At 70.0% G+C, this 23,308-nt stretch carries 23 protein-coding genes; 19 read left to right on the forward strand and 4 right to left on the reverse strand.

Going from position 1 to position 23,308, the window contains the following annotated elements; translation table 11 throughout:
- The first annotated feature begins 9 nt into the window (after positions 1 to 9).
- From ortA to ACZ5LB_RS10075, 16 genes are all read left to right on the forward strand, one after another.
- On the forward strand, positions 10 to 288 hold the full coding sequence (ortA, locus tag ACZ5LB_RS10000; RefSeq protein WP_464606100.1) for a 2-amino-4-oxopentanoate thiolase subunit OrtA: 279 nt from the start codon (positions 10 to 12) through the stop codon (positions 286 to 288).
- Entirely contained in the window at positions 285 to 1,688 is a 1,404-nt protein-coding gene (ortB, locus tag ACZ5LB_RS10005) for a 2-amino-4-oxopentanoate thiolase subunit OrtB (RefSeq protein ID WP_464606102.1), read from the forward strand. Before ortA ends, ortB begins: the two co-directional genes overlap by 4 nt.
- Positions 1,689 to 1,705: 17 nt before the next feature.
- Positions 1,706 to 2,080, forward strand: coding sequence for a D-ornithine 4,5-aminomutase subunit OraS (gene oraS / locus ACZ5LB_RS10010; protein WP_464606104.1), 375 nt, complete (start codon positions 1,706 to 1,708; stop codon positions 2,078 to 2,080).
- Positions 2,077 to 4,281, forward strand: a complete 2,205-nt coding sequence (oraE, locus tag ACZ5LB_RS10015) for a D-ornithine 4,5-aminomutase subunit OraE (protein ID WP_464606106.1) — start codon at positions 2,077 to 2,079, stop codon at positions 4,279 to 4,281. The genes oraS and oraE overlap by 4 nt, the downstream gene beginning before the upstream one ends.
- A gap of 10 nt (positions 4,282 to 4,291) precedes the next feature.
- Positions 4,292 to 5,617, forward strand: a complete 1,326-nt coding sequence (locus ACZ5LB_RS10020; protein ID WP_464606301.1) for a glutamate mutase L — start codon at positions 4,292 to 4,294, stop codon at positions 5,615 to 5,617.
- Positions 5,617 to 6,696: an alanine/ornithine racemase family PLP-dependent enzyme gene (locus ACZ5LB_RS10025; RefSeq protein WP_464606108.1), complete on the forward strand. Its 1,080-nt coding sequence runs from the start codon at positions 5,617 to 5,619 to the stop codon at positions 6,694 to 6,696. The genes ACZ5LB_RS10020 and ACZ5LB_RS10025 overlap by 1 nt, the downstream gene beginning before the upstream one ends.
- Positions 6,697 to 6,714: 18 nt before the next feature.
- Positions 6,715 to 7,851 carry an alanine racemase gene (alr, locus tag ACZ5LB_RS10030; protein WP_464606110.1) on the forward strand — a complete coding sequence of 379 codons (1,137 nt, stop codon included), beginning with the start codon at positions 6,715 to 6,717 and terminating at the stop codon, positions 7,849 to 7,851.
- A gap of 10 nt (positions 7,852 to 7,861) precedes the next feature.
- Complete coding sequence (locus tag ACZ5LB_RS10035) at positions 7,862 to 9,226, forward strand: aminotransferase class I/II-fold pyridoxal phosphate-dependent enzyme (protein WP_464606112.1); 1,365 nt, start codon at positions 7,862 to 7,864, stop codon at positions 9,224 to 9,226.
- Between the two features lie 64 nt (positions 9,227 to 9,290).
- Positions 9,291 to 12,275 (forward strand): ligand-binding sensor domain-containing diguanylate cyclase, encoded by a 2,985-nt coding sequence (locus ACZ5LB_RS10040; RefSeq protein WP_464606114.1) that lies wholly within the window; start codon positions 9,291 to 9,293, stop codon positions 12,273 to 12,275.
- Positions 12,276 to 12,352: 77 nt separating this feature from the next.
- Complete coding sequence (locus ACZ5LB_RS10045) at positions 12,353 to 12,841, forward strand: cysteine hydrolase family protein (protein WP_464606117.1); 489 nt, start codon at positions 12,353 to 12,355, stop codon at positions 12,839 to 12,841.
- Between the two features lie 385 nt (positions 12,842 to 13,226).
- A complete protein-coding gene (locus tag ACZ5LB_RS10050; RefSeq protein WP_464606119.1) occupies positions 13,227 to 13,709 on the forward strand; it encodes a Spy/CpxP family protein refolding chaperone in 483 nt (160 codons plus the stop codon).
- A 16-nt stretch (positions 13,710 to 13,725) separates the two neighbouring features.
- Positions 13,726 to 14,823 (forward strand): sensor histidine kinase, encoded by a 1,098-nt coding sequence (locus ACZ5LB_RS10055; RefSeq protein ID WP_464606121.1) that lies wholly within the window; start codon positions 13,726 to 13,728, stop codon positions 14,821 to 14,823.
- Positions 14,816 to 15,529: a LytR/AlgR family response regulator transcription factor gene (locus tag ACZ5LB_RS10060; protein ID WP_464606123.1), complete on the forward strand. Its 714-nt coding sequence runs from the start codon at positions 14,816 to 14,818 to the stop codon at positions 15,527 to 15,529. The genes ACZ5LB_RS10055 and ACZ5LB_RS10060 overlap by 8 nt, the downstream gene beginning before the upstream one ends.
- 227 nt (positions 15,530 to 15,756) lie before the next feature.
- Positions 15,757 to 16,230 carry a hypothetical protein gene (locus ACZ5LB_RS10065; RefSeq protein WP_464606125.1) on the forward strand — a complete coding sequence of 158 codons (474 nt, stop codon included), beginning with the start codon at positions 15,757 to 15,759 and terminating at the stop codon, positions 16,228 to 16,230.
- Positions 16,227 to 16,397, forward strand: a complete 171-nt coding sequence (locus tag ACZ5LB_RS10070; RefSeq protein WP_464606127.1) for a hypothetical protein — start codon at positions 16,227 to 16,229, stop codon at positions 16,395 to 16,397. The genes ACZ5LB_RS10065 and ACZ5LB_RS10070 overlap by 4 nt, the downstream gene beginning before the upstream one ends.
- A 114-nt stretch (positions 16,398 to 16,511) precedes the next feature.
- On the forward strand, positions 16,512 to 17,423 hold the full coding sequence (locus ACZ5LB_RS10075) for a hypothetical protein (RefSeq protein WP_464606129.1): 912 nt from the start codon (positions 16,512 to 16,514) through the stop codon (positions 17,421 to 17,423).
- 12 nt (positions 17,424 to 17,435) lie between these two features.
- Here the strand turns inward: ACZ5LB_RS10075 and ACZ5LB_RS10080 are convergent, their stop codons facing one another.
- The gene (locus tag ACZ5LB_RS10080) at positions 17,436 to 17,615 is read right to left on the reverse strand and encodes a hypothetical protein (protein WP_464606131.1); all 180 of its coding nucleotides are present in this window, start codon (positions 17,613 to 17,615) and stop codon (positions 17,436 to 17,438) included.
- Positions 17,616 to 17,671: 56 nt separating this feature from the next.
- Positions 17,672 to 18,019: an HPF/RaiA family ribosome-associated protein gene (locus ACZ5LB_RS10085; protein WP_464606133.1), complete on the reverse strand. Its 348-nt coding sequence runs from the start codon at positions 18,017 to 18,019 to the stop codon at positions 17,672 to 17,674.
- Positions 18,020 to 18,128: 109 nt separating this feature from the next.
- Between ACZ5LB_RS10085 and ACZ5LB_RS10090 the strand changes: the two genes are divergently transcribed.
- The 3 genes from ACZ5LB_RS10090 to ACZ5LB_RS10100 all read left to right on the forward strand — a co-directional run bounded on the left by ACZ5LB_RS10090 (position 18,129) and on the right by ACZ5LB_RS10100 (position 21,282).
- On the forward strand, positions 18,129 to 19,028 hold the full coding sequence (locus tag ACZ5LB_RS10090; protein WP_464606135.1) for a LysR family transcriptional regulator: 900 nt from the start codon (positions 18,129 to 18,131) through the stop codon (positions 19,026 to 19,028).
- A gap of 121 nt (positions 19,029 to 19,149) precedes the next feature.
- Entirely contained in the window at positions 19,150 to 20,190 is a 1,041-nt protein-coding gene (locus ACZ5LB_RS10095; RefSeq protein WP_464606137.1) for a DUF933 domain-containing protein, read from the forward strand.
- A 114-nt stretch (positions 20,191 to 20,304) separates the two neighbouring features.
- A complete protein-coding gene (locus tag ACZ5LB_RS10100) occupies positions 20,305 to 21,282 on the forward strand; it encodes an alpha/beta fold hydrolase (RefSeq protein ID WP_464606139.1) in 978 nt (325 codons plus the stop codon).
- On the opposite strand, the gene ACZ5LB_RS10105 is transcribed toward ACZ5LB_RS10100, so the two are convergent.
- Entirely contained in the window at positions 21,279 to 22,622 is a 1,344-nt protein-coding gene (locus ACZ5LB_RS10105; RefSeq protein WP_464606141.1) for a sensor histidine kinase, read from the reverse strand. The genes ACZ5LB_RS10100 and ACZ5LB_RS10105 overlap by 4 nt on opposite strands.
- Positions 22,615 to 23,301 (reverse strand): response regulator transcription factor, encoded by a 687-nt coding sequence (locus ACZ5LB_RS10110; protein ID WP_464606144.1) that lies wholly within the window; start codon positions 23,299 to 23,301, stop codon positions 22,615 to 22,617. Before ACZ5LB_RS10110 ends, ACZ5LB_RS10105 begins: the two co-directional genes overlap by 8 nt.
- Positions 23,302 to 23,308 lie beyond the last annotated feature (7 nt).

The raw sequence follows: 23,308 nt of genomic DNA on the forward strand, positions 1-23,308 counted from the left end.
AGGCAAGAGATGACCGTCATTCCCAAGGGCACCTGGGTCGAGATCGAGCGGGTGCTGCTTCAGCCCGAGGACCGGGCCCCCAACCTTCCGGAGGAGACCCGCATCCACCCTTATGTCCTGAGGATCTCTGGTTTCCTCCAGGCGGATGCCGAGCTGGGCGCCCAGGTGACGGTGCTCAGCCTGATCGGCCACGCCCACCAGGGCGTCCTGAAGGTCGCCAATCCCGGTTATACCCATAGTTTCGGACCGACCGTGCCGGAACTCCTCCACATCGGGGTGCGCCCATGAACGACATGTCCTACCAGGCCGTCATGGGCCGGCGCAACGAGATCATGAAGGCCAGCCTGGGAATCGATTTCTCCGACTACATCCAGAGCCCCATCGCCTTCGACTACGAGCGCATGATGCGCGAGACCGGGTACTCCCTGGAGGACATCGTCCGCATCCAGGCCCAGACCAAGGTCGGCAACACGCCGCTGTTCGAGCTGACCAACCTCACCGAGGCGGTGCGCGCCTTCGCGGGACCGGGCAAGGGCGCCCGGATCCTCGTCAAGGACGAGGCGGCCAACGCCGGCGGCTCCTTCAAGGCGCGCCGCGCGGCCATCAGCGCCTTCGAGGCGAAGAAGCGCGGCTACGCCGGCCTCGTGGCGGCCACCTCGGGCAACTACGGCGCCGCCGTGGCGTCCCAGGCCGCCATGCGCGGCCTCAAGTGCATCATCGTCCAGGAGGTCTTCGACAGCCGGGGCGTGGGCCAGCCCGAGATCCTGGAGAAGAGCCGCGCCTGCGAGGCCTACGGGGCCGAGGTGCAGCGCCTTTCCGTGGGACCCGAGCTCTTCTTCCAGCTCCTGCTCACCCTGGAAACGACCGGCTTCTTCAACGCGAGCCTCTACACCCCCTTCGGCATCAAGGGCGTGGAGACCCTGGGCGTCGAGGTGGCCGAACAGGTGCGGGCCCGCTACGGCAAGGACCCCGACGCCGTGGTGATCACCCATGCCGGCGGCGGGAACCTCACGGGCACCGCCCGCGGCTTCATCGCGGCCGGCAGCACCGGTACCCGCGTCGTGGCCTGCTCCGTGGACCTGGGGGGCCTGCACATGGCCTCCGACACCGATTTCAACCGCAAGTCGTTCACCACCGGCCACACCGGCTTCGGCGTGCCCTTCGCCACCTGGCCGGACCGGGTGGACGTGCCCCGCAACGCGGCCCGGAGCCTGCGTTACATGGACGAGTACCAGCTGGTCACCCAGGGCGAGGTGTTCTACGTCACCGAGCTCCTCGCCAAGCTGGAGGGCCTTGAGCGCGGACCCGCGGGCAACACCAGCCTCACGGCGGCGGTGACCCTGGCGCGCACCATGGACCGGGACCAGATCGTGGTGGTGCAGGAGACCGAGTACACCGGCGCCGGCAAGCACCACAACCGCCAGCTCTCCTTCGCCCGGGAAAACGGCATCGAGGTGCGGGTGGGCGACCCCAGGGAGAACGTCCCGGGCAAGGCCATCGTCATTCCCGAGCGCCTGGACCAGGTCCAGGGCAGCGTCCAGGACATGGAAAAGCTGCGCATGTCCTACCTGCGCAACGCCGCCAAGGCCCACCCCGTCGCCCTGTGGACCGACGCGGACCGGGCCTTCCTGGCCGCCGACCTCAAGAAGGACCTCGACTGGGTGGCCACGGCCGCCGCGACCCTGTGAACCCAACGGAGACCCCCATGACGGATGAATCCCAGGCACGCAAGGAACGGTTCGCCCGGCGCCAGGCCGAGCTGGCCCGGATGAGCGACGAACAGCTCAAGGAGCGCTTCTGGCAGCTCTGCAACCAGGTGGTGGAGCCCATCGTGGACCTGGCCCGCACCCACACCAGCCCCTCCATCGAGCGCTCCGTGCTCCTGCGCATGGGCGTGGACAGCGTGAGCTCCCACGGCGTGGTGGACCGGATCTTCGAGGCGGGCCTGCTGTCCAAGGGCGCGGGCAACGTGCTCCTGCGGGTGGCGGAACGCACCGGGAAGGACGTGCGCGGCGCGGCCGCGGCGATCCTCGAGAACCAGGACGTCCTCAAGAACCTCTTCCAGAGCGTGAACGCATGAGCGAGCATCTCGAACCCAACGTCAAGCTCGACGTCGAGCACATCCTCGAGGGCCTGGAGACCTACCATCCCCCCCGCAAGGGCTGGACCTGGCGCGACGTGCCCACGGAAGGCGTCAACATGGGCCCCTTCCACTTCCGGGACATGTCCAAGCCCCTGAAGAACTCCATCGGCCTTCCCGCCTCCAAGTACTTCGACCACATCGACCCCCAGCCTTCCTGCGTGGTCACCACCGAGATCGCCTCCGGGCGCTTCGAGGACGACATCCGCCGCATGCGCATGGCGGCCTGGCACGGGGCGGACCACATCATGGTCATCCGCACCACCGGGCAGAGCCACATCGACGGCCTGCTGGAAGGCACCCCCGAGGGCATCGGCGGCGTTCCCATCACCCGCAAGCAGATCCGGGCCAGCCGCAAGGCCTGCGACCTCATCGAGGAGGAGGTGGGCCGGCCCATCAACTTCCATTCCTACGTCTCGGGTGTGGCGGGTCCCGAAGTGGCCGTGCTGTTCGCCGAGGAGGGCATCAACGGCGCCCACCAGGACCCGCAGTACAACGTCCTCTACCGCAACGTGAACATGTACCGCTCCTTCGTGGACGCCGCCGAGGCCAAGTCCGTGATGGCCGGCGCCGGGATCTTCCAGATCGACGGGGCGCACAACGCCAACGCCACCGCCAAGGCGGGCTGGCTGGTGATGCCCGAGCTCATGGTGCAGCACGGCATCAACTGCGCCTTCTCCGTGGCCGCGGGCATGGACCGGGACCTCATCGGCCTGTCCACCGTGCCCCCCAATTCCCCCCCCGCGCCCAAGCTCTGGTTCGACCTGCCCTACGCCGTTGCCCTGCGCGACTTCTTCAGCGAATACCGCATGCGGGCCCAGCAGAACACCCGCTACATCGAGGCCGACATCGAGGAGGCCGTGCGCACCCATACGGTGGACACCCTCATCTCCATGCTCACCCGGGCCGACATCCAGTCCACCATCACCCCGGACGAAGGCCGCAACGTGCCCTGGCACTACAACAACATCCGGGGCGTCCAGACCGTGAAGCAGACCTGGGCGGCCCTGGACGGCATCAAGGAGCTGGTGACCCTCAACCACGACGGCCCCCTGGGCGCCATGGTCCGCGACCTCAAGGAACGCGCCGTGGCCTTCCTGGAGGAGGTGGTGGACCAGGGCGGCTACTTCGCCGCCGTGGAGCAGGGCTTCTTCGTGGACTCCGCCAAGTACCCCGAGCGCAACGGCGACGGCATCGCCCGCGACGGCAAGGGCGGCGTGGGCGCAGGTTCCCTGGTTCCCCGCGACCCGGACTACTTCGCCCCCGTGTGCAGCCACTTCGGCCACAACCACGTCCCCGAAGGCCTGGACAAGCCCTGCGCCCCCATCCAGGGCTGCACCCTGTGCGATCCGGAGAAGATCGTCTACATCGACGAGCTGGATCCCGAGGACAGCTGCACCCGGCGCCTGGAGAAGACCCTGCCCTACCGCAAGGGCGGCCTCATCCGCCCCGAGGCCGAGTGGGCGGGGGACGGCACCGTCCTCATCCAGCTCTTCGTGCCCGAGAACGAGGACATCGCCCCGGTGTACGCCACCGAGATGGCCCGCAAGATGGGCCTGACCGACCCGGAGGTCATCAACACCATGGTCCTGCACCCCTCCGAAGGCTGCTTCGTGGAGGTCAAGGGCAAGGTGGCCTTCGACATCGAGCGGAACTCCCTGAAGATCCCCGAGAAGGAGATCATCCTGCCCGAGGAGGTCCTGCGCGCCGCCGTGAAGGCCACCGGCCTCCGGGTGGTGGCCGGCACCGTGGGCGAGGACGAGCACAGCGTGGGCCTGCGCGAGATCCTCGACATCAAGCACGGCGGCATCGAGAAGTATGGCGTCAAGTACACCTACCTGGGCACCTCGGTGCCCCTGGCCAAGCTGGTGGACGCGGCCATCGAGACCGGGGCCCAGGCCATCCTCATCTCCACGATCATCAGCCACAACGACGTGCACCGGGCCCAGATGCGCAAGCTGGCCGAGCTCTGCCGGGAGAAGGGCATCCGGGACAACCTGGTGCTGATCGCCGGGGGCACCCAGGTGAACCGGGAGATGGCGGCCGAAACGGGCCTGGACGCCACCTTCGGCCGGGGCACCAAGGGAATCCACGTGGTCAACGCCATGGTCAAGGTCCTCCGGGCCCGGGGCGTGGTGTAGCGTGGACGGAATCCAGGTCCTGACCATCGAGGTGGGGAGCACGATCACGAAGGTGAACGGCTTCGCGCGCGATGGCCGGGACGGATTCCGGCACCTGGCCCAGGGGTTCGCGCCCACCAGCGTGGCCCAGGGCGACGTGGGCATCGGCGTGAAGGCCGCCGTGGCCGACCTGGAGGTCCGCTTCGGGAGGCCCGCGGGAGACCCCGAGACCTTCGTGAACAGCTCGGCCGCCGGTGGCCTGCGCATGACCGTGCACGGGCTCACCCGGGGCATGACCGCCCGGGCCGCCCAGGAGGCCTCCCTGGGCGCCGGGGCCATCGTCAAGCAGGTGACCGCGGGCCCCCTGGACGACTTCGACCTGGAGGAGCTGCGGGAGATCGCGCCCAACATGATCCTCCTGGCCGGGGGCGTGGACTACGGCGAGAAGGCCATCGTCCTGCGCAATGCCGAACGGATCGCCGGCCTGGGCCTGAAGGTGCCGGTGGTCTATGCGGGCAACGTCGCGCTGCAGCGCCCCATCCGCCAGCTCTTCCAGGAGGCCGGCCTCGAGCTGCTCCTGGCCGAGAACGTCTTCCCCGACGTGGACGTGCTGAACGTGGTGCCCCTGCGCGCGCGGATCCACGACCTCTTCAGCCGCCACATCGTCCACGCCCCGGGCATGGCCCCCTTCGCCGGGCTCACCCGCTGGGGCATCCTGCCCACGCCGGGCGCGGTGCTCCGGGGCGCCGAGCTGTTCGCCGAGGCCATGGGCGACTGCCTGGTGTTCGACGTGGGCGGAGCCACCACCGACGTGCACTCCGTCACCGACGGCAGCCTGGAGTTCGCCAGCCGCCTGGTGGACCCCGAGCCACGGGCCAAGCGCACCGTGGAGGGCGACCTGGGCGTCTACGTCAACGCCCACCACATCGTGGACACCTACGGGGACGACGCGTGGCGCGAGCGGCTCCTGGACCTGCAGGCCCTGCCCGGCACCGAGCGGGAGCGGGAACTCACCCGTTGGCTCCGCGCCCGGGCCGTGGAGGTGGGCGCCCGCCGCCACGCGGGGATCATCTCGGACCTCTACACCCCCACCGGACGCAAGCAGATCATCAAGGGCAAGGACCTCACCTCCGTCAGATGGGTGGTGGCCACCGGCGGCGCCCTCACCCGGGTTCCCGGGGGGGAGGACTGCCTGCGGTCCGTGTGCACCGGCGCGGGCACCCACCTCCTTCCGCCGCCCGAGGCCCGCGTCCTCATCGACCGCGACTACCTCTTCTCGGCCCTGGGCACCCTGGCCCAGGCCTACCCGGACGACGTGAAGGCCACCTTCAGGCGCTGGGCCGAAACGGAGCACTGATGTACTACCGGACCCCCCGCCTCGAGATCTACCCCGACCGCATCGCCGCCAACGCGCGGTCCGTCATCGGCCGCTGCCACGCCCACGGCGCCAAGGTGGCCTGCGTCACCAAGGTCACCTGCGCGCACCCTGCGGTGGTGCATGCCCTGGAACAGGCGGGGGCCGACCTCATCGCCGATTCCCGCATCGCCAACCTCATGTCCATGGCCAACACGGGCCAGTCCCTGCCCCTGATGCTCCTGCGCATCCCGGCGCCCTCCCGGGCCGCCGACGTGGTGCGCTGCGCCGACACCACCCTCAATTCCAGCGTCTCCACCATCCGGCTCCTCTCCGAGGCGGCCCAGTTCCTCAACGTCCACCACAACGTCATCGTCATGGTGGACGTGGGCGACCTGCGGGAGGGCGTCTGGCCGGACCGGGCCATCGACGTCGTGCGCGAGGCCAGCCGGCTCCCCAACATCCACGTGGCCGGCCTGGGCTGCAACCTGGCCTGCTACGGCGGGGTCATCCCGTCCGTGGAGAACATGGCGGCCCTCATCGAGGTTCGCGACGCCTGCCGGCGGGCCACGGGCCTGGAGCTGGAAACCCTGTCCGGCGGCAACAGCGCCAGCCTGCCGCTGCTGGAGTCGGGGCGCATGCCAAAGGAAATCAATCAGTTCCGCATCGGGGAAGCCATCGTCCTGGGCCGCAACGTCCTGGATCGCACCCCCTGGCCCGGCACCCGCCAGGACACCTTCCGCATGGTGGCCGAGGTGGTGGAGCTGGAGCGCAAGCCCTCGGTGCCCGTGGGCGACCGGGGCCAGGACGCCTTCGGCGGCTACGAGGAATTCCAGGACCGGGGCGTGCGCCTCCGGGCCATCTGCAACCTGGGCCGCCAGGACGTCACCGTGGACGGCATCGTGCCCGAGGACAAGGGCATCATCGTCCTGGGCGGCAGCAGCGACCACCTGGTGCTCGACGTGGAGGACGCCGAGACGCCCGTGGAGCTGGGGATGGAGCTGGCCTTCAGCCCCAACTACAGCGCTCTGCTGGCCTTATCAACCTCGCCCTACGTGCAGAAGGCCGTCATGCGGGGCTAGAATAATGCAGGGGAACCCATGCTCTACCAGACCCACGCCCGGGTGCATCTCGGGAACATCCGCAGGAACCTCGAAGGCATCCGCGCCCAGGTAGGACCAGGCCGGAAGGTCCTCATCGCCGTCAAGGCGAACGCCTACGGGCACGGGGCGGTGGAGGTCTCGCGCATGGCGGAGGAGGGAAGGCTCGCGGACTGGCTGGGCGTGGCCACCGTGCCCGAGGGGCTCGAGCTGCGGGAGGCCGGCATCCGGCTGCCCATCCTCAAGTTCTCCCCCACCTTCCCCGAGGAGATGGCCGCGGCGGTGGCCGCGGATATCACGCTCACGGTCTGCGACCGGGCCAACGCCGAGCTGCTGCAGGCGGTGGCGGCCGGCCTGGGCCGGAAGGCCCACGTGCACCTCAAGGTCGACACCGGCATGGGCCGGGTCGGCGTGACGCCCGGGGTGGCCCCGGACCTTGCCCTCTTTCTGGAACGGGCGTGCCCGGACCTGGCGCTGGAAGGCGTCATGACCCACCTTCCCGTGAGCGACGAACCGGCCCAGACGCCCTACACCCGCGCCGAGATCGGCCAGTTCCGCGACGTCGCGGCGGCCATCGCAGCGGCCATCGGACGCGAGCCAGGGCTGGTGCACTGCTCCAACTCGGGCGCGGTGCTGGGCCACGAGGACGCCTGGCTCTCCATGGTGAGGCCCGGGGTCATGATCTACGGGCACTACCCGGACCCCACCACGCCCCGCACCATCGCCCTCCTTCCGGGGATGTCGCTGCTCACCCGGCTCTCCTTTCTCAAGAAGGTCGCCCGGGGCACCAGCATCGGCTACGGCCGCACCTGGGTGGCCGGGCAGGACACCTGGATCGGCACCCTGCCCGCGGGCTACGCCGACGGGTTCAACCGCCTCTTCTCCAACCGCGGGAGGGCCCTCCTTCACGGACGCTCCTATCCGGTGGTGGGCCGCGTCTGCATGGACCAGTGCATGATCGACCTGGGCCCCGAGACGGAGGCCGTGCCGGGCGACGAGGTGGTCCTCATGGGCCGCAGCGGCAACGAGGAGATCACGGCCCAGGAGTGGGCCGACGTCCTGGGAACCATCACCTACGAAGTCACCTGCCAGATCAACGCCCGCGTCCAGCGGGTCTTCGACGCCGGAACACATTGACGGAGCAACCATGACCATGCAACTCAAGGATCTCGGGAAAGCCGTGCTGGACACGGAATACGCGGTGCGGGGGCCCATCGTCGCCCGGGCGCAGGAACTGGAGAAGCAGGGCCGCGAGGTCATCTACTGCAACATCGGGAATCCCCAGTCCCTGGGCCAGCGGCCCATCACCTACGTGCGCCAGCTTCTCGCCCTTTGCGAGTATCCCGAGCTGATCACCGCCGCCCCCGGGCTCTTTCCCGCCGATGTCCTGGAGACCGCCCAGGCCGTCCTCAAGGGCTCCCGCCACGGGCTGGGCGCCTACAGCGAAAGCCGCGGCGTGCGATTCATCCGCGAGGCCGTGGCCCAGTTCATCCAGGAACGGGACGGCGTGGGGATCGACCCCGACCAGATCTACCTCACCGACGGCGCCAGCAAGGGCGTGCAGAGCATCCTGAAGCTCCTCATCTCGGGGCCGGCCGACGGCATCATGATCCCCATCCCCCAGTATCCCCTCTACAGCGCCACCATCACGCTCTACGAGGGCCGCATCGTCCCCTACGGCCTGGACGAGGCCGACAACTGGCGGCTCAACCCCGCCCTGCTGGAGGCCTCCCTGGCCAAGGCCCAGGCCGAAGGCACCCGGGTCAAGGCCATCTGCGTCATCAACCCCGGCAACCCCACCGGCGCGGTGCTGGACGAGGCGAACATCGCCATGGTCCTGGACTTCGCGCGTAAGCACGGCCTGGCCGTGCTGGCCGACGAGGTGTACCAGGAGAACATCTACCTGGCCGGCGACAGGTTCGTGTCCTTCGCCAAGGTCCTCCACGACCGGGGGATCCAGGACGTCTCGCTCTTCAGCTTCCACTCCTGCTCCAAGGGCTTCCAGGGCGAGTGCGGCGTGCGGGGCGGGTACTTCGAGTACCGCAACGTCCCCGAGGACGTGGCCGCCCAGATCCTCAAGCTCCAGTCGGTGAGCCTGTGCGCCAACCTGGCGGGACAGGTGGCGACCTACGCCATGGTGCGGCCTCCCCGCCCCGGCACCCCCTCCCATGCCCTCTACCAGAAGGAGCGTTCCGGCATCCTCGAGAGCATGAAGCAGCGCGCCGTCATCCTCGCCGAGGGCCTCAACCGCGTGGAAGGCATCACCTGCAACGTCATCGCCGGCGCCATGTACGCCTTCCCCCGCGTCGAGCTGCCCCAGGGCCTCAACGACGAAGCCTGGTGCATGGCGCTCCTGGAGGAGACCGGCATCTGCGTGGTGCCCGGCTCCGGCTTCGGCCAGGCCGAGGGCACCGCCCACTTCCGCACCACCATCCTGCCGCCCACCGACAAGATCCGCGCGGTGGTGGAGAAGCTGGCCGCGTTCCATAGGACCTACGCCGCCCGCGTCTAGGGCGCACCGTCGCCCTGCCGGCGCACCTTCTGCGCTACCCTTGGGCATGCCGCAACCTCTGCACATGCGTCTGTGTTTCCTGGGCCTCCTGACTGGGGCCCTGGTCCAGGCCCAGTCCGCCTTCGACCTGGCCCGTCCGGCCCTGCGGGTCTGGGGCATGGAGCATGGACTGCCCAGCGGCACCGTTTACGGATTCGCCACCGATGCCAGGGGCCGGCTGTGGGCGGGAACCGTCGACGGGGCGGCCTTCTACACCGGACAGGGCTGGGTTCCGGTGCGGATGCCCAAGGAGAGCTCCTCCCAGTACATCCGGGCGATCCTGGCGCCCCGGGACGGCAGCGTCTGGTTCGGTACCCAGGACGGCGGCCTCTGGCGTCTCCAGGAGGGAACCTGGAGCCACTTCCGGGGCGGCCGGGACCTGCCTTCCGACCACGTGTTCGCCCTGGCCGAAACCCGGGACGCCCAGGACCGGCAGGTGCTCTGGGTGGGCACCGGCGACCACGGCATCGCCAGCCTGGAAAATGGCCGCTGGCGCACCTGGGGACCGGAGCAGGGCCTGCCCGCCGGCACCGTCTGGCGCATCCGCCAGCTCCGGGCGCCGGACGGAACCCTGGGTCTGTGGGCGGCCACGGAGAAGGGCCTGTGCCGCCTTGAGGGCGAGCGATGGCGGGTGCTGGGACCGGCGGACGGCTTTCCCGGTGGCGCGGCCAACGACGTGCTGGGCGTGGAGGAAGGGGATGGCCGCCGGAGCGTATGGGCCTGCCTGTGGACGGGCGGCCTCGCCCGCTGGGATGGCCGCACCTGGCAGATCTTCGAGGCCGGCGCGGCCTTTCCGGCCCGGTCCCCCACCTCCAGCCTGGCCGCCACCCGGGATGCCCAGGGCCGCCCCATCCTGTGGATCGGAACCCTCAACCAGGGACTCTGGTGGTTCCGGGACGGCCGGTGGCACTCCCTGGGCCAAGGCCAGGGCCTGGCCACCCCAGGCATCCTCGCCACCCTTCCCATGCCCGGGGGCAAGCCCACCGTGTGGTTCGGCATCCGGGGCGGCGGCGTGGCCAGCCTGGACCTGGGCGGCTGGCGCACCCTCAATGAGGCCCTGGGCCTGCCCGGCCAGGAGGTCACCTGTTTCGCCGAGACCCCCGGGACGCCGGGCGCCTTCTGGGTGGGCACCTCCAACGGTCTCGTGAGCTATTCCCCCGGGCGGCCCGTGACCCGGGTCCGCGCCGCGGACCTGCCCAGCGACTACATCATCGCCCTCCTGGCCAGCGGCCAGGACCTCTGGGTGGCCACCCTCAAGGGCCTGGCCCGCAAGGACCGCGCCGGGTGGCACCGCGAAAATGCCGATGGGCTGCTGCCCCCGGGCCTGGTGATCTGCCTGCTGGAGACGCAAAACCGCGCCGGGGAGCGCACCCTCTGGGTGGGCACCCCCGGGGGCCTTGCTTTCCGGACGCGGGGCCGCTGGCGCCTTCTCACGCGCAAGGACGGCCTGCCCCACGACTACGTGGCGAGCCTGTGCGCGGTGCCGGGCGCCGACGGTGAGCCGGTGCTGTGGGTGGGCACCCGGGGAGGCGGCGTCGCCCGCCTTGAGCAGGGCCGCTGGACCTCCTTCGGCGCCGCCACGGGCCTGCCCAACCAGACCGTCTACGCCCTGCACGCGAGCGCCGGCCCGGATGGCCACCCCTGGCTGTGGGCCGGCACCCTGGGGGGCGGCTTGGCACTCCTGGACCTGCGAAACCCCAGCCGCTGGGAGACCTTCACTGCCGACAGCCTGCCCGGGCTGTCCAGTTCCTACGTTCAGCGCATCGAGGCCGACAGCCAGGGCAGGCTCTACCTTTCCACCGCCGGCGGGGTGAACCGGCTCCACCTCACCTGGACAGGCGGCGCGCCGCGGCCTGCGGTGGTGGACACCTTCACCCTGGGCGACGGCCTGCCCAGCCAGAACGGCAACCTGGGCGCGTCCATCGTGGACCACCAGGGCCGGGTCTGGATCGGAACCTCCCGGGGAGCCGCGGCCCTGGACCCGGCCCAGGAGACCCCGCCGCAGCCCCTGCCCCGGTTGATCCTGGAACGGGCCCTTGTGGCCGATCCCGGGCGCCCGGTGGTCCCGCACCAGCGCCTGGCCCACGGGGACCGGCACCTGCGGTTCGAATTCTCGCTGCCGGTGTACCACCGCAAGGAGGATACCCGCTACCAGACCCAGTTGCTGGGACTGGAGGCCGAGGCCCGCCCCTGGCAGGTGGAGGGATGGCGGGAATTCACCACCCTGCCGCAGGGCAGCTACACCCTGCGGGTGCGGGCCCGCGCATACAACGGCAGCCTATCCGAACCCCTGGATTTCCCCTTCCAGGTCGCGCCGTCACCGTGGCTGCACCCCGCGGCCATCCTGGGCTACCTGGCGGCCGCCGGCGCCGCGGTCTACGCCCTGCTTCGCCTGCGCACCCGGTCCCTGGCCCGGGCGGTGCGCCGGCGCACCCGGATCATCGAGGCCCAGTCCGCCGCCCTGGCTGAAAGCAACCGCAAGCTGGAGGCCCTGAGCGCCACCGATGGCCTCACCGGCATCGCCAACCGCCGGCATTTCGATACCGTGCTCGCCCGGGAACTGGCTCGCCATGCCCGCCTGGGCACACACCTGTCCCTGCTCCTCCTGGACGTGGACCATTTCAAGGCCTTCAACGACACCTACGGCCACGTGGCCGGCGACGCCTGCCTGCAGCAGATCGCCCGGATCCTCACCCAGTGCGCCAGCCGCACCTCGGACCTGCCGGCCCGCTACGGCGGGGAAGAGTTCGCCTGCGTGCTGCCCGAAACCGATGCCCAGGGCGCCGCCCTCCTCGCCGAACGGATCCGGGAGGCCGTGCAGGCCAGCTCCATCCCCCACCGGGCCTCCGCCACCGCCGAAGTGATCACGGTGAGCCTGGGCGCCCTCACCCTGCGCCCCCGGCTGGAGACCACCTTTACCGACCTCCTGGTCCAGGTGGATGCCCTGCTCTACCGGGCCAAGGCCCTGGGCCGCAACCGGATCGAAACGGCCGGTCCGGAGGGGACCTGAAAAGCCCTGACAAGAATTTCCATCAGAACCAGGGGGACCGGCGAATCCTGTCAACCTGGACCCGTGAAGGAGACCCCATGGGCAAAGCCCTCCTGGTCATCGACCTCCAGAACGACTACTTCCCCGGAGGGGCCTACCCCCTCTGGAACGCCGAGGGCACCCTGGAGCGGGTGGTGGAGGCCATCGCCCGGGCCACGGCGGAAGGTGTGCCCGTCAGCCACATCCAGCATCTGGCCGAGGGGCCGTCCTCCTTCTTCGCCGAGGGCACCCCCGGGGCGGCGATCCACCCCCGCGTCCTCGCCGCCGCCCCCCACGCCCCGGTGGTGATCAAGCACCACGCCGACGCCTTTCACCAGACCACGCTGGAGCGCACCCTGCGGGAGCTGGGCGCCACCGAGCTGGTTCTGGCCGGCATGATGACCCAGAACTGCGTCACCCACACCGCCATCTCCCGGGCCGCGGACCCCTACCGGGTGACGGTCCTGGCCGACGCCTGCACCACGGTGACCGAGCCCCTGCACCGCATGGCCCTCAAGGCGCTTTCGATCCGCGTGAACGTGGCCTAAGAGGGTGTCTGTACGCCCGGGAAGTTCGCGCCCAGACACCTCGCGCAGATGGCATGGCGGTAGCCGCCCAGATTCAGCCCCCGCCGGTCCGAGCGCCACACCTGTCCCATGCGGATGAACCCGCACCAGGCACAGCGGGTGACCGGCGTCTTGTCGCGGAAATCCACCATGGGTCCTCCCTGGGGAATAGGGAAGTATCGGTCCGTGGGATTGCGTGTCAATCGCAATGGGAGTACAAGGTGCAACTGCCGGATGTCATTCGATCCCCGGTTCGTGCGATTCGACCCCCCGGAGGTGCGTCTGGGCGGACCCAGGCTGCCTTTCCGGCCCATGGCGGCTCCAATGGTGTGGACGGGGCAACGTTCCCCGGACGCTGGAGGCACCCATGAAACCATCCATCCGAACCCTCATCCTCTGCACCGGGGCCCTCGCCCTGATGGCCCTGCCCGCGCTGGCCCAGGGCGGGCCCGGGCCTCACCGGGGCTGCGGCCCCCGCGGCGGCGCCTGCGAGAACCTCCCGGGCCTCACCGAGGCCCAGAAGACCGCCATGGCCGACCTGCGGGCCAAGCACCGGCCGGCCATGGAAGCCAAGCGCAAGGCCGTCCACGACGCCCATGAGGCCCTCCGTCAGGCCATGACCAAGCCCGGCGCCGACCTCAAGGCCCTCTTCGACAAGGAGAGCCAGGCCCGCTTCGCCCTCCTGGAAGCGCACCAGGCCAACCACCTGGAAATGGCCAAGCTCCTCACCCCCGAGCAGAAGGCCCAGTGGGAAAAGCGCTGGGCCGAGGGCCCCGGAATGGGCCGGGGCATGGGGCGCGGCAAGGGCATGGGCCACGGCAACCGCTGCTGTCCCCAGGGGATGCGCTGAACTAGACTGATCTATCATGCAGGCCGAGCCCCTATTCAGGACCACCGTCCACAGGATCCGGCGCCCCCTCACCCTGGGCGCCATCCTGGTGTTCGGCCTGCTCTGGAACCTCACCCGGTGGGGGCTGGGGCCCGGGAGCCTCCCCCTGGACGGGGAGGCCCTGGCGCCTTTCGCCTGGGGCTTCTTCTTCCTGGTGTTCGCCCCCCTGCCCTGGCAGTGGACGGGGACCCCGGACGCCGTGGCCTCGCCCATCCGTGGGCTCCTGCAGGCCATCCCCTTCAATGCGGCCTGCGCGCTCCTCCTTCTGGTCCTGCTGGGCCCCGGCGCCCCGCCCATGGGTCCGCGGGGCATGGGCCGGGGCATGATGCACCGGGGCGGCATGGAGTTCCACGGGGCCATGGGCGGCGTCCCGCATCCCAGGCTCCTGATCCTGGCGGCCTCCTACCTCTGCTTCTCGGTCCTTCTCGGAGGCGTCATCGCCCGGATGGAAAAGGCCGAGCGCAGCGAGGACCTGGCCGTGAAGGCCGCGGCCCAGGCCCGCCTGAAGGCCCTGCAGAACCAGATGAACCCCCACGTGCTCTTCAACGCCATCAGCGGGGTGGCCGAAATGGTCCGGGAGGACCCGGCCGCCGCCGAGAAGGTCCTGGTGGACCTGGCCGGCCTGCTGCGCCACCTCCTGGAACTGGGCGACCGCACCTCCCTGGCCCTGGCCCAGGAACGGCAGGTGGTGGAGCAGTACCTCGCCCTGGAGCAGCTTCGCCTGGGCAGGCGGCTCCAGGTCCGGTGGTCCTGGGATCCCGGCCTCGACGACCGCGAGGTGCCGCCCCTCCTCCTCCAGCCCCTGGTGGAGAACGCCCTCAAGCACGGCATCGGCCCCGAGCGTGCCGGGGGTGAGCTCCACATCAGCCTGCGACCCTGGGGCCGCGGCCTGGAACTGGAAGTGGCCAACACCGGCCGCCCCCCGGGCGAAGGCGCGCCCGACAGCATCGGCTTGCGCAATCTCAGGGAGCGGCTGGCCCTGCTGGGAGCCGATCCCGCCACCTCCTTCCGGCTCTGGCGTGAAGGCGCGTGGACCCGGGCCGTCATCCAGCTGCCGGGAGGGGACCTTGCCTGAACCGCTCCGCATCGTCGTGGCCGAGGACGAGCCTTACAACCTCAAGCGCCTGGTCCGCCTCCTGAAGGACCAGGGCTGCCAGGTCGTGGCGGAGCTGGAGGACGGCCTCGCCGTCATGGAATGGCTGGAAGCCGGCGGCACGGCGGATGCGCTGTTCCTGGACGTGCAGATGCCCGGCCTCACCGGCCTGGAGGTCATGGCCGAAGTGCAGTCCGGGATGCCCGTGGTGCTGGTCACCGCCTTCGCCGAGCACGCCGTGAAGGCCTTCGAGCATGCCGCCCTGGACTACCTCCTGAAGCCCGTCACGGAAGAACGGCTGGCCCTGACCCTCGAACGGCTCCGGGCCGCCCGTCCTCCGAAACCCCCAACGGCGGGCCCCTTCCGCTACCCCGCGAAGGCGGGCGAGGGCCTCGTCCTCCTGGACCTGGCCCGGACCTCCCATTTCGAATTCAGGGACGGCGCCGTGTGGGCCCACGCCGGCGGCGAATGGCGCACCCTCTGGAAGACCCTGGCCGAGGCGGAACAGGCCCTGGAGGGCCGCGGCCTGATCCGCGGCCACCGCCACCTCCTCCTGCGGCCCGAGGCGGTCCTGGGGGCAAGGAACCTGGATTCCGGGCGCATGCAGGTGAAGCTCGCCGGAGGCCAGGACGTGGAGATAAGCCGTGGGGCGGCGCCGGCCTTGAAGAAACGCCTCGGCCTGCCCTGAGGGCGTCCGGAATTACCTTGCGGGACCGGTGAAACCCTTCATTCGATTTTTTGTTGAAATTTAGACTCAATCTCATTATGTTTGTTGTATCCACCCGGAAGCCTGGGACCCGGCCCAGGCGGAACCCTCAACCGCCCCGGAGTTCCCGTGCCATCCCTGGATTCGCGAGGGAGTTGCGCGCTCGTCCACCGCAGGCCGCAACGCCCATCCCCTGATGGAGGTATCGAATGTTCCCAAATCCATCGAGCCCGGCGCGATGCGAGGGCCTTGACACCCGGGGCGGCGGGACCACCGTGGTCATCCTGCACCCCGAAGGCTCCGCCGCCATCCTCGGCAAGTGCCGCTGCGAGGCCAGCAGCGTCCTGAAGTGGTTCCAGGAGCCCCACCACCGCCGGCCCGAGGCCTTCGAGGACCTCTGGCCGGGGTTCATCGTCCCGCGGATGCGGGGGTGCCTGGACCGCTGCCGGGACGTGGAATCCACCTATTCGGACTGCGGCTACCGGTTCGCGCTCCCGGGGCGTCCCCTGCCCGCCGACCCCGCCCGGCTCTGCGCGGAACTGGTCCAGGAGGCGGAACGCGGGATCCGCCGCGAAGGGGACGTGGACGGCTTCCTGGACCGCTGCGGGAACCACCAGATCCTCGTGGACCTGCGCGCCCGCGGTTCGGTAGCCCTCTTCCAGCTTGAAGGAGTCACCCCATGATCCGCGTGCGCCTCCCCCTTCCCCCTGCCCTGGCCCTCTTCGCACCCTGGCCCCAGGCCGACGCTCCGGAGCGGCGCGGGGACGGCCCCGGGACCCCGGAGCCCGGGAGGGAGACGTCCCCTTCCGCCCAGGCGGAGCCCCGGTACGGAGGCAGGCCCGCTGAATGAAGGGCCGGCGGATTTTCCCGGATGATCCAGGGCGGTTGCCTGCGACCCCATGAGCCGTTCCGTGGCGCCCTGGCGCGGGAGGCCGGTACGCTTCGGCCTGGAGGTTCCTCACCGGTGCGCATCGCCAACCCCATCTACGACGTGGTGTTCAAGTACCTCCTGGACGACGAGAAGGTCGCCAGGATCCTGCTCTCCGCCCTGCTGGGCAAGGAGGTCCTGGAACTGCAGTTCCGCCCCACGGAGGTGCACCACAAGGCAGCCAAGGCCGATGGCACCCAGCTGCTGGTCCTGCGCCTGGATTTTGCCGCCGCCGTGCGCATGGAGGACGGCAGCCGCAAGCTGGTCCTGATCGAGATCCAGAAGGCCCGCAGCGCCTGGGACGTGCAGCGCTTCCGGCGCTACCTCGGCTCCAATTACGCCAGCCCGGAAAACGTCCACCTGGACCCGGCCGGGAAGAAGCAGGCGCTGCCCATCCTGACCATCTATTTCCTGGGCCAGGGCCTGGAATGCGTGGACGTGCCGGTGCTCAAGATCAACCGGCACTACCTGGACGCGGCCACCGGCGAGACGGTGCCCATCACCGACCCCTTCGTGGAGGCGCTCACCCACGATGCGATCGTGGTCCAGATCAATCGCCTCAAGAACCGCCGGCGAACGGACCTGGAACGGCTCCTGGAGGTGTTCGACCAGGGCCTGGCCTCCCGTTCCGATCCCCACCTGCTGGACATCCTGGAGGAGAATTTCCCAGAGCGCCATCGGGAAGTCCTGCGCCGGCTCATGCGGGCCGGCGCCGAACAGGAAGTCCGCGACTGGATGGATGTGGAAGACGACATGCTGACCGCCTTCCAGGACCAGGCGCGGGAGGCATCCGACCTGCGCCAGGCCCTCGTGGAGAAGGATCAGGCCCTCGTGGAGAAGGATCAGGCTTTGGTCGAGAAGGATCAGGCCCTGGTCGAGAAGGAACAGGCTCTCGAGGAGAAGGATCGCCTCATCGCCGACCTGACCCGGCGACTTTCCAGTCCCTGACGGGGAACCCGGCTATTTCAGGACGGCCGCGAGCTTCTTCCGGTCCTCGGCGGTGAAATAGGAGCAGCAGCCCTTCTTCGCCGCCGGCGCCAGGCCCAGTTCCAGGATGGCCTTCTTGACCTTGGCGTCGGAGACGCCCAGTTCCTTGGCCATGGCGCCGGCGGTGAAGAGGGTCGGGGTCTCGGTGGGCATGGCGGCCTCCTGGCATGGCTGGGGATCAGCCATTCTACCGCCCACCGGGGCCCGCTTCATTCGAAGGCGGCCAGGGGCCAGGAACCGCCCTGTCCCTTGGGCTGGGCGATGCGCCCGATGGCGCGGGCCGTGGCCCGGCAGGCGCGGTGGATCGCCAGGTCCACCGCGGCGTAGTAGTCCGAGGCGGCGGCAGTGACCACCACGAAGGCCCGATGGGGGAGGGCGATCTGGATGGAGCAGACCTTGTCCACCCCGCCCCGGGGCCCGTTGGCATCCGCGATCCGGACCACCGCGCCTTCGAGCCGGTCGCTCCAGTGCTCAAGGGCCGACCCCAGCCGCGAAATCGCGTGCTGATGCAAAGCTTCGCCAGCGTTGAAACCGAGGGACTTCAGCAGGATCTTCATGGATCACTCCTCGCACGACGCGTGCACCTATAGGATGGGTCTAGAAATGAATATGTTTTATATATTGTTTTTAGACATTCCATTCATTTAATGGATGTATGATCTTGGCATGGAATGGCTCAACTACCACCATCTGCTCTATTTCTGGACAGCGGCCAAGGAAGGGTCCATCACGTCGGCCGCCAGGACCCTGAACCTCTCCCAGCCGGCGCTCAGCACCCAGATCCGCCAGTTGGAAGCGAGCCTGGGGGAAAGGCTCTTCGAGAAATCCGGCCGGGGCCTGCGGCTCACCGCCGCTGGGCAGACGGCCTACCGGTACGCGGAGGAGATCTTCTCCCTCGGACGGGAGTTCCAGCACCAGCTCAAGGGGCACCCCACGGGCCGGGCCCTCCAGTTGGTGGCCGGCGTCTCGGACGTGCTCCCCAAGCTGATGGTGCACCGCCTGCTGCAACCCGCCCTGGAGCTCGGAGAGCCCCTTCGGCTCGCCTGCCGCGAGGCGCCCCTGCCCCGGCTCCTCAACGCCCTCCAGACCCACGAGATCGACATCGTCCTCTCCGATGCGCCCTGGACGCCCCGGAGCGGGGCGCGGGCCTACAACCATCTCCTGGGCGAGTCCGGCGTGGAGCTCTTCGGCACCCCGGCCCTGGCGGAACGCCACCCGGGCCCCTTTCCGGGGGGCCTGAACGGCGCGCCCCTCCTGCTCCCCTCCCCGGGCAACGCGCTGCGCCGCTCCCTGGACGCCTGGTTTGAACGGAACGCCGTCGTGCCCGTGATCGTGGGGGAATTTGACGACACCGCCCTTCTGGAAACCTTCGGAGCCCAAGGCCTGGGTTTCTTCGCGGCGCCCGCGGCCATCAGCCAGGAGGTGGCCAGGACCTACGGCGTGCGTTCCCTGGGCAGCCTGGACGGGGTCCGGGAACGGACCTACGCCGTCTCGGCCGAGCGCAAGCTGGTCCACCCGGCCGTGCTCGCCATCCTCAGGGCCGCCAAGGAGGAGATCTTTCCGTGATCCGGACCCGTAGGGTTACAATCGGCTGAACGGATCAGGCTCCAGGGATCGGGATGGCGGGCATCCGGCCATCGCCGCAGCACGCGTACAGCCCTTTGCGAGGCACGCCATGAAGGTCGGATTGGTCGGATTCCCAGGCAGCGGCAAGACCACGGTGTTCAACGCCCTCACGGGGCTCTCCGCCGAGACCGGCTTCAGCGCGGCCCGGGGCAAGACCAACCTGGGCACCGTCAAGGTCCCCGACGAACGGGTCGCGGCCCTGGCGGGGCTCTTCCACCCCAAGAAGACCACCCTGGCCGAGATCACCTTCTGCGACGTGGCCGCGGCTTCCGCGGGGGGCCACGGCCAGAGCCTGGACGAGGCGACCCTCCGGGCCATGCGGGAGGTGGATGCGCTGTGCCAGGTGGTCCGGGGCTTCCCGGGCGCGGCGGGCGAGGTCCCCGAACCCCTCGCCGAAGCCAAGGGCCTCGAGGACGAAATGAACCTCGCCGACCTCATCCTCATCGAGAAGCGCTTGGAGCGCCTCGCCAAGGAGAAGGCGAAGACCGGCGAGGCCGAGCTCCTGGGCACCCTCAAGGCCGCCCTGGAGGCCGGCGTGCCCCTGCGCAAGGTGGAAGGCGTCGCCCCGGAAGCCTGGGCGTCCCTGGCCGGGTACCGCTTCCTGACCCAGAAACCCCTGCTGCTGGTGCTCAACGTCGCCGAGGCCGAGGCCGCCGCCCCCGCCCCCGAGGACCTGGCGCGCCACACCCGCGAGGCGGGCCTCGGCCTGGTGGTCCTGGCCGGCCTGATCGAGATGGACATCGCCCAGATGTCGCCCGAGGACCAGCTGGAGTTCGTGGCGTCCCTGGGCCTGGCCGAACCGGCCATCGCGCGGTTCATCCGGGGGGCCTACGCCCTCCTGGATCTCATCAGCTTCCTCACCGCCGGCGAGGACGAGTGCCGCGCCTGGCCCATCCGCCGGGGCCTCACGGCCCCCAAGGCCGCCGGCAAGATCCACTCCGACATCGAGCGCGGCTTCATCCGGGCCGAGGTGACGAGGTGGGACGACCTGGTCCGCCTCAAGAGCGAGGCCAAATGCAGGGAGGCGGGCAAGCTCCGCAGCGAGGGCAAGGAATACGTGGTCCACGACGGGGACGTGATCAACTTCCGTTTCAACGTCTGAGGGGAGCGAAGGCCCTTCCCTGACACTTCCTTACGTTTCCATCCCCGGCCCCGGGATCTAATGGGAAGCGCCCCTTCCATCTGGAAGGCGCCCAGCCCGGAAGGATCCATGCCCATGAACCGCCGAACCGCCCTTCTGGTCCCGGCCCTGGCCGGGATGATGACCGCCTGCGGCGGCGGAGCGCCCGGGTCCCAGGCGCCTCCCGCCCCGGACAACCAGGTCGTCACCACCCAGGTTCCCGGCTTCCCCCATGCGGTGACCTTCTGCATTCCCGCCGGCGCCACCCGGGCCATCGTGGCGCTGCACGGTGGCGGCGGGAACAGCAACGCCATCGGATACCAGCTGGCCCTGAATTCCAGCGCCACCGCCACCACCACGGGCACCGTCAACTGGACCTGGCTCAGCGCCCACAAGGTGATGCTCGTCCTGCCCCAGGGCCAGCACATCGACGGGTCGCCCGGGGCCACCACCTGGTCCAACTACGCCATGACCTCCGGGCAGGACGACAAGGCCTTCCTGCAGGCCCTGGCCGCGAAGATCCGCACCACCTACGGCCTTGCGAACGTAACCCTCATGGGCCACTCCATGGGAGGGACGATGGCGAACCGCATGTGGTGCGAATCCCCATCCACCTTCAACGCCTATGTGTCCCTGGCGGGCCCGGCCTCCGCCCGGTTCCAGCAGGCCGCCACGCCCTGCGTCTGCACCCTGGGGAGCGCGACGCCTCCCTACCTGGGCCTTTTCGGGGATGCCGATTCCGTCATGCAGACCTCCGGCAACTGGACGCAGCCGAACTGGTACGTCAACCCGGTGGTCGTCTGGGCCGGCAATGCGGCCTTCCTGGACGGCACCATGATCGGGGAGTGGCACCAGCACGGTGACCGGGTCCTGCAGGTCTGCGGCACCACCCTGGACCTCGCCGGCTGCCAGACCACCGGAAACGTCGACACCTGGACGTCCTGCGGCGGGAAGCTGGTGCTCAAGCGGGTGCGGGGGGCGGACCACGGCGTCGACGCCATCGCCGCCCGCATGAATCCGGCATCACCCACCGTGGTCATGGATACCGTGATGGCCTTCCTGGCCGAAAACTAGAGGGGTAGCCAAAGCCGGACCTGGAGCCCTCCCCCGGCGAGGTTCCCGGCCTCGATGGTTCCCCCGTGGCACTGGGCCACCTTCCGGCTGATGGCGAGCCCGACCCCTGCCCCGCCCCGGGTGGCGTTCAATTCGCCGGAGCCCCGGTAGAAGGGCTCGAAGAGCCGCTCCAGGCCTTCCTCCGGCACGCCGGGGCCCCCGTCGCTCACGGCGACGAGGCAGCCGTCGATGCCCCCGCGCGCCGTGAGGGAAAGTTCGACTTCCACCTCGCCCTGGGGCGGGGTGAAGCTCACGGCGTTCCGCACGACATTCTCGATGCAGCGGTGCAGCAGGCCCGGGTCGCCCTGGAGCCGCACCTCGAAGGGGCCCGTCTGCATCACCGTCTTTCCCTCCGGCGCCCCTTCGAAGGAGGCGTCCAGGACCACCTGCTGGACCAGCCGGCCCAGGTGCACGGGCGCCCGGCGCGAGGCCGGCCCGGACGCGTCGATGCGGGCAAGGGTCAGCAGATCCGAGATCATGCCTTCCAGAATCCCGATTTCCCGCTCCATGCGTTCGGCGCCCGCCAGGTCACCCCGCTGGGCGAGCCCGGCGGCCACGCTGAGGCGGGAGAGGGGGGAACGCAGCTCGTGGGAAATGTCCCGGAGGAATTCCTTCTGCTGGTCCATCAGGGTCTGGATCCGCGCGGCCATGGAATCGAAGTCCTCCGCCAGGGCGGTCACGACCCCCGGCGCCCCGGCGGCCACCACCGGCCGCGCCCGGGCGGACAGGTTCCCCCCCGCCAGGTCCCGGGCCACGGCCTGGAGCCTGCCGATGGGCCCGGTGACGCTCTTGGCGAGCAGCCAGCTCAGGGCCGCGGAAATGAGCACGGCCAGCGCCAGCTTCAGCTGAGGGATGCCGGTTGTGAGGGACTGGGCCAGCAGCCGGCGGGGGCGCACCTGGGCGGCGAACACGTAGGTGCTCGCCCCCCGCTGGGAAACCACCGCCCCGCGCCAGGGCGACCGCAGCACATAGCCGGCTCGCCGCTCCGCCCGGGCCTTGGCGATCAGGTCCGCCAGTTCCGGCGGAGGGGGCGCGGCGCCCAGGTCCACGCCATCCTTCACCAGGGTCGCCTGGATCCCCGAATGGTCCCGGAGGGCGCCCAGGAAGCGGTCCAGCCGGTCCTTCCCCCCGAACTCGAACTGGTCGACCGCGGTGGCCCCCAGGGTCTCCACGGTGTCCACCATCCACCGCCGGGCCAGGGGCCTGGCGTCGGTGGCCTCGGTGACGGCCCAGAAGCCCAGGAGCATCAGCACCGAGGCGGCCCAGAAGGTGAGGAAGACCCTCAGGAAGAAATCACGCATCCAGGAACCCGGTGTAGCAGTAGCCGAGGTTGCGGACGCTCCGGATGCGCTCCACGGACCCGGACCGGGGCCCGAGCTTGCGCCGCAGGTTGCTGATGTGGTTGTCGATGGTGCGGTCGCTGAAGCCGAGGGGCCGGCCCAGGGCCTGCTCGGAGAGCTCGTCCCGGGTCACGCAGGTGCCGCACCGCCGGAGCAGGACCAGGAGGATATCGAATTCCGCCGCCGTGAGGGGGAGTTCCCCGCCTTCCTGCAGCACCCGCCGGGTGGGCACGTCCACCTGGAGGTCCCCCACCACCAGGCGCCCCCCGGCGGCACCGCCCCGCCGGCGCAGGACCGCCCGGATCCGGGCGAGCAGTTCCCTGGGGACGAAGGGCTTGGGCACGAAGTCGTCGGCCCCGTCCTCCAGCCCGGCGATGCGGTCCCCCGCGTCCCCCTGGGCGGTGAGCATGATGACCGGGACCCCGGACCGGCCCCGGATCCACCGGAGCAGTTCCCGGCCATCGCCGTCGGGGAGCCCCACGTCCAGCAGGACCAGGTCCCAGCCCCCCGCCCGGATCCCGGCCTCGCCCTCCCGCACCGTGGGCAGGCACGTGACCTGGAGGTCGTGCAAGGCCAGGAAGCGCGCCAGGGACTCGCACAGGGCCAGGTCATCGTCGATGAGGAGAACCGTGGTGGGCATGGCGTAT

The sequence above is a fragment of the Mesoterricola sp. MK458 genome, from assembly GCF_055384935.1.

Excerpts from the sequence above, each read along its gene's own strand:
- ACZ5LB_RS10085 (WP_464606133.1), bottom strand. The coding sequence starts at position 18,019 with ATGAAGATCCTGCTGAAGTCCCTCGGTTTCAACGCTGGCGAAGCTTTG.
- oraE (WP_464606106.1), top strand. The coding sequence starts at position 2,077 with ATGAGCGAGCATCTCGAACCCAACGTCAAGCTCGACGTCGAGCACATC.
- ACZ5LB_RS10100 (WP_464606139.1), top strand. The coding sequence starts at position 20,305 with ATGAACCGCCGAACCGCCCTTCTGGTCCCGGCCCTGGCCGGGATGATG.
- ACZ5LB_RS10070 (WP_464606127.1), top strand. The coding sequence starts at position 16,227 with ATGATCCGCGTGCGCCTCCCCCTTCCCCCTGCCCTGGCCCTCTTCGCA.
- ACZ5LB_RS10110 (WP_464606144.1), bottom strand. The coding sequence starts at position 23,301 with ATGCCCACCACGGTTCTCCTCATCGACGATGACCTGGCCCTGTGCGAG.
- ACZ5LB_RS10090 (WP_464606135.1), top strand. The coding sequence starts at position 18,129 with ATGGAATGGCTCAACTACCACCATCTGCTCTATTTCTGGACAGCGGCC.
- ACZ5LB_RS10105 (WP_464606141.1), bottom strand. The coding sequence starts at position 22,622 with ATGCGTGATTTCTTCCTGAGGGTCTTCCTCACCTTCTGGGCCGCCTCG.
- ACZ5LB_RS10045 (WP_464606117.1), top strand. The coding sequence starts at position 12,353 with ATGGGCAAAGCCCTCCTGGTCATCGACCTCCAGAACGACTACTTCCCC.
- ACZ5LB_RS10040 (WP_464606114.1), top strand. The coding sequence starts at position 9,291 with ATGCGTCTGTGTTTCCTGGGCCTCCTGACTGGGGCCCTGGTCCAGGCC.
- ACZ5LB_RS10050 (WP_464606119.1), top strand. The coding sequence starts at position 13,227 with ATGAAACCATCCATCCGAACCCTCATCCTCTGCACCGGGGCCCTCGCC.
- ortA (WP_464606100.1), top strand. The coding sequence starts at position 10 with ATGACCGTCATTCCCAAGGGCACCTGGGTCGAGATCGAGCGGGTGCTG.
- alr (WP_464606110.1), top strand. The coding sequence starts at position 6,715 with ATGCTCTACCAGACCCACGCCCGGGTGCATCTCGGGAACATCCGCAGG.
- oraS (WP_464606104.1), top strand. The coding sequence starts at position 1,706 with ATGACGGATGAATCCCAGGCACGCAAGGAACGGTTCGCCCGGCGCCAG.
- ACZ5LB_RS10055 (WP_464606121.1), top strand. The coding sequence starts at position 13,726 with ATGCAGGCCGAGCCCCTATTCAGGACCACCGTCCACAGGATCCGGCGC.
- ACZ5LB_RS10035 (WP_464606112.1), top strand. The coding sequence starts at position 7,862 with ATGACCATGCAACTCAAGGATCTCGGGAAAGCCGTGCTGGACACGGAA.
- ACZ5LB_RS10080 (WP_464606131.1), bottom strand. The coding sequence starts at position 17,615 with ATGCCCACCGAGACCCCGACCCTCTTCACCGCCGGCGCCATGGCCAAG.
- ACZ5LB_RS10065 (WP_464606125.1), top strand. The coding sequence starts at position 15,757 with ATGTTCCCAAATCCATCGAGCCCGGCGCGATGCGAGGGCCTTGACACC.
- ACZ5LB_RS10025 (WP_464606108.1), top strand. The coding sequence starts at position 5,617 with ATGTACTACCGGACCCCCCGCCTCGAGATCTACCCCGACCGCATCGCC.
- ortB (WP_464606102.1), top strand. The coding sequence starts at position 285 with ATGAACGACATGTCCTACCAGGCCGTCATGGGCCGGCGCAACGAGATC.